Origin of the sequence: Rahnella perminowiae (assembly GCF_019049755.1) — a bacterium.
GTDB classification, from domain to species: Bacteria; Pseudomonadota; Gammaproteobacteria; order Enterobacterales; family Enterobacteriaceae; genus Rahnella; species Rahnella perminowiae.
In genome coordinates, this window is record NZ_JAFMOS010000426.1 from 1 (window position 1) to 8,799 (window position 8,799).

An 8,799-nucleotide genomic window follows, 5' to 3' on the forward strand; every position below is an offset into this window, starting at 1 on the left:
CCTTTGTGACCTAATAAAGAAACACCATGTTTTTCAGCAACAGCAATGGCAGACGTGTCAGCATCCTTATTTTCCAATGCTTTTATACCAGCAGAACTTATTTTCATATTTGGTAAATAATTATTCAATAACCTCTCAGCTATTGGTGAACGACAGATATTTCCGGTACATACAACTAAGATGGAATGATGCATATTAATCCCAATTTCGGACAAAGCGGGTTGCTTCAGTTATACTATGCACACCAGATATTGTCGGCACGATTTGAGATATAACTCGGTTCCATCGAACCACGGGAGCCGTGGTAACATAAACAATATCATAGGGTTGTAGGTGAAATTCCGTGCTCATTACCATCGCAGAAGCATCTTTTGCATTGAGCTGATAAATATTTGCAATTTTTCCTTGCTTACTGCCTAAAACCTGTCGGATTACGAAGATCCCAGAAGCATCTGACATATCTTGTGATACCCCCTCCGCATGACCTAATGCTTCCGCCAGAGTCATGCCACTACGATCCATTTTAAGCGTACTTTGTTTTCCTACTTCCCCCATAACAAAAACTTTTAAGTCATCATTGCGCGGTACATAAAGTATATCACCTGGATAAAGCAGGTGGTTTTGAGTTAAATCCCCATTTTGTAGCAGTGCTTGGAGCGATATACGCGTATCTTGTCCATTATGGGTGAGTACCACGTTGCGCCAATCGGCATCTGGAGCCATCCCTCCCGCTGCATTAATCGCATCTATTATGGTAAGTGGGATATTAGTGATTGGCTGCTGGCTAGATTTCACAACCTCCCCTGTAACATATACTTTCTGAGATCTAAAAGCCGCAACTCCTACATCAACCTGAGGGCTTTCAATATAAGTGGCTAAACGACGAGTGATCTCATCACGCACTTCTGCAAGTGTTTTTCCCACTACGTATATTTTTCCAATATATGGATAAAATATCGTCCCATCGGCATTGACCCAGTTACCCGTATCGCTGGCGCTGCGGTACTGGCCTGCCGGCGTAGTCAGTTCCGGGTGATCCCACACGGTAACCATCAGGACATCACCGACACCGATACGGTATTGATAGTTTTGCAGTTGCATATCCAGTTCAGGATTGGGGCGTGCTTCTTCAGTTAACGGGCGCAGCTGATCTACCAGGCCGGGCGTCATCGGGTAAACGTTAACTAATTTATCAATGTCATAATTGCTATCAGTAGGTTGAACAACGTCTTTGTCCATGGTACTTAACGACTGCCCTGGAATAACCGTACATCCGCTCAGTAACAAAGCCCCGAATAATGCAGAAATCTTAAAGGTATTTTTTTTCATAAAATCCATATCATGTGGTTCAACAGAAATTGATGTTGGCCATGACGCTAATGATTAGCAGCCAATACATGAGGGTGATGCATTATTTAAATAACTGTTAATAAGCACCGTCTTTTCTAAGCACAACACTTACTGTTTTAAATAAAATGGCAATGTCATTCCACATCGACCAGTTTTTTACATACCAGGCGTCCAGATAGACGCGGGTCTCGTAATCCACATCACTGCGACCACTCACCTGCCATAATCCGGTCATTCCCGGCTTACTCAGTAAGTAATAATCTACCTCATCACTGTATCGCTCCAGTTCAGCGTTAATAATAGGTCTCGGCCCGACAAGGCTCATTTCTCCTTTTAGTACATTAAATAACTGCGGCAACTCATCCATACTGGTTTTACGCAATAAATGTCCGATGCGCGTAATACGTGGATCGTTTTTCAGTTTAAATGTCTCATCCCACTCGGCACGCGCTTCCGGGTTATTTGCCAGCAATTCTTCAAGCACTTCTTTGGAATTAATGACCATCGAGCGGAATTTAAGGCATTTAAAAGGACGCCCGCCTTTACCAATGCGTTCATGACCATAAATCGCCGGGCCGCCATCTTTCCTGACTTTGTAGCTGATATACAGCAACAGCGGAGAGAGTATGGCAATAATGCCCAGTGAAGCCGCAATATCGAAGGCGCGCTTCAGGAAACGTGATGACCATTTGGCCAGGTTCTGATGAACACGTAATATCATCACTTCATGGCTGAAAATAAACGACATATCGGTGCTGTCGAGCGGCATACCGCGCAGGGTCGGGATCACAGAGACATACCGGTAGCCGTGGATCATAAACATCCGTAGCCAGTAATTGCGGATATCACCCTGATGCGATTCCACGGCGACAATAAACTGCGTTTTTTTGTCGCAAGGGGTTAATAACCACAGGTCATCGCAGAATATGATCGGGATACCATTAATACTGTCGCCCGGTTTATCTGTTGGTTCACTGGATATAAATCCGGTGACATTTAACCCGAGGTTCTTCTCGCTTTGAATCGCTTTGAAGGCCTCATGAGCATTTTTACCGGTGCCGATAATAATCGCATCCCGTCGCCAGATCCCCAGAACCGTTAATATGTGTTTAGTCAGCATGCGGGCACAAGGGACAAGTATCAGCACCAGCATCCAGGTGAGGATCCACATATAACGTGAGAAATTCCACTCGGCGAAAGCCATCACGGCAATTTCAATGACGGCAAAAATCACCAATGTACGTAAGATTTCTTTCAGCTCAAACCAGAAGGTTTTGCGGTAGTAATAATGCCGTAAGCGTATGGAGAACCAGCCAACACAGCAAAATGCCAGCGTCCAGTGTAATAAAACAAGGGCAGTGACATGTTCAGCGGGAATATAGTCATCAAACTCTTTGAGCATGAATCTCAACAATATTTTAGCGACATAAATCGACAGAACAAAACTGAAAAAATCTGAAAGAGCAAGGAACAGGCTTGAGTAAAAATTTCTGGTGAGAAATGTCATATTTCCCTCACAACAAGTAACGAAAAAAAATTATTACCTGAGAACATCAGGTTAATAGGCTTATAATAATGGACTTCATTAACTGTCTCCTGACATGCAGTAATATCAGAAAAAAAATAAATAAGTCATTTGTAGATGCCTGACTATTCCAGTCAGGCACAACCTTTCTTTAAGGCAACTGCGGAATATCTCTGTCTGAAGTAATACCGTATAAGCCGTACTGCCTGCCCAGCATCTGGCCACCATCACGCGTCAGCGGTGTCCAGCTAACCGTTGGCGTACTGCGTGTTGGTTTGACCGTCAGCAAGTCCAGCGGAACAGAGATATAGAACCCCTTCGTAAAGGAGCCTTCCCCGTATTCCTGTTTCGAGACATTCGTCAACGTCGCATAGGCGCCCACGGTGACACCACTGTCAAAGCGTTTGGAGAGATCCAACGTGCCGCCTTTGTCTTTAGCCAGATATTGCCCGACGCTCATTTTCACCAGCACATCATCCATAAACGCTGGCCGCCAGTAAGCTGTCAGGTTGCCGGTGGCAGTTTTGTAATCGGTGAAACGCATCATGTCGTCCCAGTCACGCTGTTTAACGTAGTTGGCATCAATGCCCAGCGCCCAGTCAGAGTCGAGTGGCCGGTAGAGCACTTCGCCCCCTACGCCGCCGTACATCATCTCCAGATAGCCGCCATAAAGTTGTCCGTAGAAACCGTTGCCCAGATACCGGAAGTAGTTGGCTTGCAGGTTATTCACATAGACATCGTTGCTGACGTATTCACGGATACGCGTTCGCACGCGTGGCAGAGAAGAGTCATTACTGACGCCATTGTAGCGGAACTGATCATAGTTATTGGCGATGTTGCCAAACACACCACCATCAACCAGCAGATGATCTGTCAGCCAGTAGTTGGCATCCGCCAGTACCCCGACCTGATACATGTAAAAGTTTTCAGGGCCGCCGACGGATTGTCTTAATACCGGCGACAGGCTGTAATTAAACCGGTCTTTGCCGATAAAGAATCCCTGACCGACGTCAGTGACAGGTTCAATCCGTTGCTGATTCAGGGATTGCTCCTGGCCCAGCGGATAACCCTCTTGCTGCTGACGCAGACTCGCCACGCGGGTACGGGTGGTGACCATCGGCATACCAAAGCGGTTTTGGGTTACATCCAGTGTATCGACATTGGCTGGCAGATTATTCAGCATGATGAGATTGGCACGGTCTACGCCTTTTGACGTATTGCGATATTTATCCTGCTGCCCCGTGACGTTCAGGGTATCGTCACGAATGTCGATACGCGGTTCGCTAAACCCGGCATTACTTTTGAGCTGCGCCAGCTGACCGGTGGCGACGCTGTAATTGACCATTCCCGCGCTTTGCTGCTGCGGCTGATAGTCAGGTACCGGATCGTCAATCTGATGCGGTACCCACTCGTTCATGTTACTGCGCAGGGTAAAACCGAACATAAAGGTATTGCCGCGCTCGTAGCTGGCATTGACATCCATCCAGCTGGCCAGGCGATAAACGGCACCGACATTAATCTTACTGCTCTGTTTTAATGCTCCGGCGAAATCATCGCGGTAATTATTGCCATCGTATTCCACTTTCAGGCGCAACGGCTGCCAGGGAGTCTGATACTCCACGCCACCGAATATTCCCGCAGGTCCGCGGAACATATCATTGAGGGAGATATCGCCGGTGGAATGGCTTTGAGCACGGGTACAATATTTATCGCTGGCTTTGCAGAAAGGGTTAGTGATATTACCGCTGTTACCGATATACCCCCAGCCAATCCCCAGCGTGAAATCTAACGGCCCGGCCGCTTTACTGGCAGCCAGATATTCGCTGTCGAACAAACCGGTGCCGCCGATATCGCGCTTGCCGAACGCAACCTGTGGCAGATAGTAGCCCTCTTCCCACAGCCTTAATTTCACATCGAAAGACTTGTCTTTGTAAGTCTGATCGCCGCTGAAATTCGGATCATTGCTGTAAAGCCGGTTACGCACGTCGGTATAACGCAACGTGGTTTCCAGCCAGGGAAACAGCGCCATCGAGAGCGAGTAAAAGCGGTACGCATCATTATCACGGTAGTTGGCGCTGAACTCCCCTTCTTTGGGGATCCGCGCCGTTGGTGTTTGTAAAAGCCCCGCGCCGCCAAAATCCGATTGCGAAGGACCAAGAGGTTCATTATAAGTTTGCGCCCGGGCTGTATTAGCACACACCACGGACAAAGCGAGCAGGCTGAGAAGATATTTTGGTTTCATCAGTCAGGGATCCGGTGCGCCAAAACAGAGACGATGTTCTGATTAAGGTTTTTATACTGACGCGGCAGCGTCCAGTCAGAAAAACCGACCCAAATGATACTGCCCGGCTGGGCTTCAACGTGGCGATAGTTCCAGTACGCGACCGGTGCAACCCGGACGGTTCCGTTGGGATCAATCACCACGGCTTCATTCAGATTGGCACCGGCAAGAAACTGATGCTCCCCGAGATATTCACGCACCGTGCGTCCCGCAACCCACGGCTGTTTCCCCGCCCCGCTCACCGCCCCAAGCAGCCAGATGCTGTCGGGACGCGTTGCGGTATAAACGCGATAATCTCCCTGCAACTGCCGGTTCGCGGCATTGTTGTTCAGGATCAGATCCGCATCCATCTGCGTAAACTGACGGCCGGTAACCCGCAGCCCCTGCAATTGCTGAATAACGCGGTTAATGGTCTGCTGCGTATCGCCACTCTCGGTGATACTCCAGGCTTTCAGCTGGTTTTGCATGTTCAGATACTGTTGCTGCGCCTCAGACGTTGCGGCAGGCACAGCAATCACCGTACCGGGTGCCCAGGAATGACGGATCAGATCAGACTCCGCCATCATCTGACGCATATCTTTAATATGGCTGAGTGTCTGCACCGGCTGCCCCTGAGAGGCGCCGGTATATACGGTCACGTTACCTGCGGAAAATGCCATCCCCGGCAAGGTGCTGAAAAGGAATAACAGTGTTTTTATTTTCATGCTGGTGGGATCCCCGCATTGGCTGGTTTGAGCAATGTCATACTCACCGGCATATCTGCTCCCAGCCTCTGATTGCTCTTGAGCACTAATCCGCTCTGCGGATCCACCCAGAACGTGTTTTGCCAGCGGTCACCCGTGGCCTGAAGCGTGACATCCTCGCGCCACACCTGGCAGGCGACGACTCTTCCGGGAAGGGTCAGGGTTTCGTCGTCCTGACGGCTGAAACGGGATGTGACAACCGATGACAAGGGTTGCCGGTTCTCCGTCCAGCGCATCAGGCGTGTCCAGTTCGCCCCCTCATGCAAACTCGCTGCATGCAGCAACGGGTCCTGGGGCAGATTGGTGACTTCCAGCAGATCGCCTTGCGAATAACCGGTTGACCGTACCAGGCGACTATTCCTGGTAATAAAGACAACCTGGTCGCCGGTACTCCATTTTTCAAAGCCATCCTGGAGATAACCAACCACAAAGATTTGCGCTGACGTAGGCAGTTTTAAATAAATGCTGCCGTAAGGAATAGCGGCAATTCTTTCGGGTGGCACCACGACATCCTGCGGCCCCTTCACGGTAACCTTAAAAGTATCAACCAGACTGTTTTGCGAAGGGGTACATGCTTGTAATAAGAGGCAGAGGAGCAATAAGGAATAGCGCACAAGTGATTCCCTATATCTTTATTATCATGTGGGAAAATAACCACACGGATGTGTGGTTATAATTAAGTGACTTATTAGCGTGAGGTTGTGGTGGTAGTTGAGGTATTGGTGTTGCTGTTACCGTTACTATCATCGTTACCTACAGCAATCAGGCCTGCGGCTAATATTGCGCCACCGGTACCGACCACTGCCGCCACTGTTTCCCCTTTGCTGAGTTCAGCAGCAGATGTTGTCTGCGAATATAGCGGCAGCAGCATCAGGGCAATAGCAGAAAGCATGGCTTTTCTCATAATTACTCCTCTTCAATTGACAGACGAATTGTTCACCCAATAAGCAATGGGCTCTTTGAGTATATCAACAGAAAATAATTATTGTACAATTTAACACCGTATATATTTTAGCTATGCTACCGCCCCTGGTTTACGGCCACCAATTTGCCAAACGATAATTTCGGTAGTAATTTGCACAAGATACCCTCGCCAAAATATTTCAGGCGATAAGTCCCCGCACCTTTAAAATAACCGCATAAATTAGCTATTCGTGCTTATTATGGGGTTATTATAAACAGTTAATCTTTTCAAAAAAATGACTGTACTAATTCATCCTGACTATATGGCAACCATAATGTACCTTGCATAGCAAGAATATCACTGCCGCTTAAGTACTCAATATGCTGCGAATTCTCGACACCATTGATAATAACGCCCCCGCAATACGGGCGGAGATGGCGGATCACTTTTCTTAGAGACTGAGTTCCCTGGTGTTGCCAAAAAAAGACCTTACTGATTTTTATATATTCAAACTTTTCGCTCATCACAAGCGTAAGGCTGGTGTCACCGGCGCCAAAATTATCCAGCCATAGAGGACAGCATGCCGCTAAAGACTGAAGTACAGGGCGTTCCTGTCCGGCACTGAATTCGTGAAAATCCTCACTCACCTCAAGTCTTATATATTTGTGCTGCTGTAAAACCTTTTGTATCGCCTGATTGTTGGCAATATGCACCGCAATCTCATAGTCAATATTGATCGACAATAAAAAGCCGTTGGCGATAAAGATGCTTTCATTGACACAGGCTGTCGTGACCTGCTCAAAGAAGCTCTTCACCTTCTCTTCTGCAGAGAGAGGTAAATCGTAATGCACTGAATTTTCGTTGCTTTCCCTTGCATTCCTTTTCTTAACCAGCTCAAAACCAAGCATCACTCCCGAGACGGACACGATGGGTTCATACATGAAGCCGGGATGGCTTCTTTTGAGTGATCGCATTTCTTACCCCTGAAAAATAGCAACGTCTGGCGCGCTTACCTGCACTGTGCAAGGCTGGCTTAAAATGTTTTCTTCTTATCGGACAATTCTGTTTCCCACGGCATGTTTGTGCAAAAAGAACAAAGCTGAACTGCTGCTGGCATCAACACCTATTTTTCTTAGTGAGTTGCATTTATGCACACTTATCGTTTTAACACTGAGCTTTAGAATATTTGAAATGCTGGTGACAGACAGACCAGACATCATCATCACCAAAACTTTTTCTTCCATTTTGGTAATATTATAATTGAATTCTTGCTTGTTAATCGCACTGCCCTGAAGCCGGATGAATTGCTCGACCGATGTCTCCACGTCTGACAATTCACTCTTCTTCTTGAGGAATTTAAACTCCTTTTTCAGTAAAAGTTCGAGCATTAACATATCCACGGCTGAAGACACAACCAGAATTCTCTCCGGGTCCAATATATTCAGATTTTCTCTTAAAAACTCATAACACCTGTGGAAGCCACCGCCTGACGGATCGATGATTAAGTAATCTCTCGCCAACAAGTTCATCCCATTGCTCTGGTCAAAAGAGATGACATGGTCAACGTAAGGCAGCTTCTTGGAGATTATTTCTTTTAACGCCAACTTGGTAAATTGGCACTCACTCCAGATTATTACCCGAGGCATTGGGCCGCCTAATTATGTGGTTTTAAAAACGCTCAAATTCTGCCTCGTCAATCCGGGGAAGAATAAAGCACTCTCAGAAAGAGATAAGAAAAAAGAATGTTTAGATCCGCTCTAAAACATATTTAAAACTTTTCAGTATCTGTACGTAGAGTAATACGCAGCCGAAACTCTTCAAATCGTTTTTCTCGCTCATAATAAGACCTAACAATAGGTTTGACCGATCGATTTACACTTTCTTATCGTTAAATGCATGCCTGTTTTCTAGGCGGATTCTTATGCTTATTCCTAATCAACCACCAAAATGTGACGTATACGACGCTTTTAGTGTTAATGACTTCGCAGATCTAAGA

At 47.0% G+C, this 8,799-nt stretch carries 9 protein-coding genes; all 9 read right to left on the bottom strand.

What is annotated here, in order from left to right; genetic code table 11:
* Positions 1 to 194, bottom strand: a 194-nt coding sequence (locus tag J1785_RS06555) for an arsenate reductase/protein-tyrosine-phosphatase family protein (RefSeq protein ID WP_476655349.1), incomplete at its 3' end; no start/stop codon positions are given.
* Position 195: 1 nt separating this feature from the next.
* A complete protein-coding gene (locus J1785_RS06560; protein WP_217219071.1) occupies positions 196 to 1,329 on the bottom strand; it encodes a polysaccharide export protein in 1,134 nt (377 codons plus the stop codon).
* A gap of 97 nt (positions 1,330 to 1,426) precedes the next feature.
* On the bottom strand, positions 1,427 to 2,857 hold the full coding sequence (gene wbaP / locus J1785_RS06565; protein ID WP_217219072.1) for an undecaprenyl-phosphate galactose phosphotransferase WbaP: 1,431 nt from the start codon (positions 2,855 to 2,857) through the stop codon (positions 1,427 to 1,429).
* A 169-nt stretch (positions 2,858 to 3,026) separates the two neighbouring features.
* The gene (locus tag J1785_RS06570) at positions 3,027 to 5,117 is read right to left on the bottom strand and encodes a YjbH domain-containing protein (RefSeq protein WP_217139464.1); all 2,091 of its coding nucleotides are present in this window, start codon (positions 5,115 to 5,117) and stop codon (positions 3,027 to 3,029) included.
* Positions 5,117 to 5,860 (bottom strand): capsule biosynthesis GfcC family protein, encoded by a 744-nt coding sequence (locus J1785_RS06575; RefSeq protein ID WP_217219073.1) that lies wholly within the window; start codon positions 5,858 to 5,860, stop codon positions 5,117 to 5,119. The genes J1785_RS06570 and J1785_RS06575 overlap by 1 nt, the downstream gene beginning before the upstream one ends.
* Complete coding sequence (locus J1785_RS06580; protein ID WP_217219074.1) at positions 5,857 to 6,513, bottom strand: YjbF family lipoprotein; 657 nt, start codon at positions 6,511 to 6,513, stop codon at positions 5,857 to 5,859. The genes J1785_RS06575 and J1785_RS06580 overlap by 4 nt, the downstream gene beginning before the upstream one ends.
* Positions 6,514 to 6,587: 74 nt before the next feature.
* Positions 6,588 to 6,803, bottom strand: coding sequence for a hypothetical protein (locus tag J1785_RS06585; protein WP_129953096.1), 216 nt, complete (start codon positions 6,801 to 6,803; stop codon positions 6,588 to 6,590).
* Positions 6,804 to 7,090: 287 nt separating this feature from the next.
* Positions 7,091 to 7,777: an EAL domain-containing protein gene (locus J1785_RS06590; protein ID WP_129953097.1), complete on the bottom strand. Its 687-nt coding sequence runs from the start codon at positions 7,775 to 7,777 to the stop codon at positions 7,091 to 7,093.
* Between the two features lie 75 nt (positions 7,778 to 7,852).
* A complete protein-coding gene (locus J1785_RS06595; RefSeq protein WP_129953098.1) occupies positions 7,853 to 8,449 on the bottom strand; it encodes a helix-turn-helix transcriptional regulator in 597 nt (198 codons plus the stop codon).
* Positions 8,450 to 8,799: the final 350 nt, after the last annotated feature.

Excerpts from the sequence above, each read along its gene's own strand:
- J1785_RS06560 (WP_217219071.1), bottom strand. The coding sequence starts at position 1,329 with ATGAAAAAAAATACCTTTAAGATTTCTGCATTATTCGGGGCTTTGTTA.
- wbaP (WP_217219072.1), bottom strand. The coding sequence starts at position 2,857 with ATGACATTTCTCACCAGAAATTTTTACTCAAGCCTGTTCCTTGCTCTT.
- J1785_RS06570 (WP_217139464.1), bottom strand. The coding sequence starts at position 5,117 with ATGAAACCAAAATATCTTCTCAGCCTGCTCGCTTTGTCCGTGGTGTGT.
- J1785_RS06575 (WP_217219073.1), bottom strand. The coding sequence starts at position 5,860 with ATGAAAATAAAAACACTGTTATTCCTTTTCAGCACCTTGCCGGGGATG.
- J1785_RS06585 (WP_129953096.1), bottom strand. The coding sequence starts at position 6,803 with ATGAGAAAAGCCATGCTTTCTGCTATTGCCCTGATGCTGCTGCCGCTA.
- J1785_RS06590 (WP_129953097.1), bottom strand. The coding sequence starts at position 7,777 with ATGCGATCACTCAAAAGAAGCCATCCCGGCTTCATGTATGAACCCATC.
- J1785_RS06595 (WP_129953098.1), bottom strand. The coding sequence starts at position 8,449 with ATGCCTCGGGTAATAATCTGGAGTGAGTGCCAATTTACCAAGTTGGCG.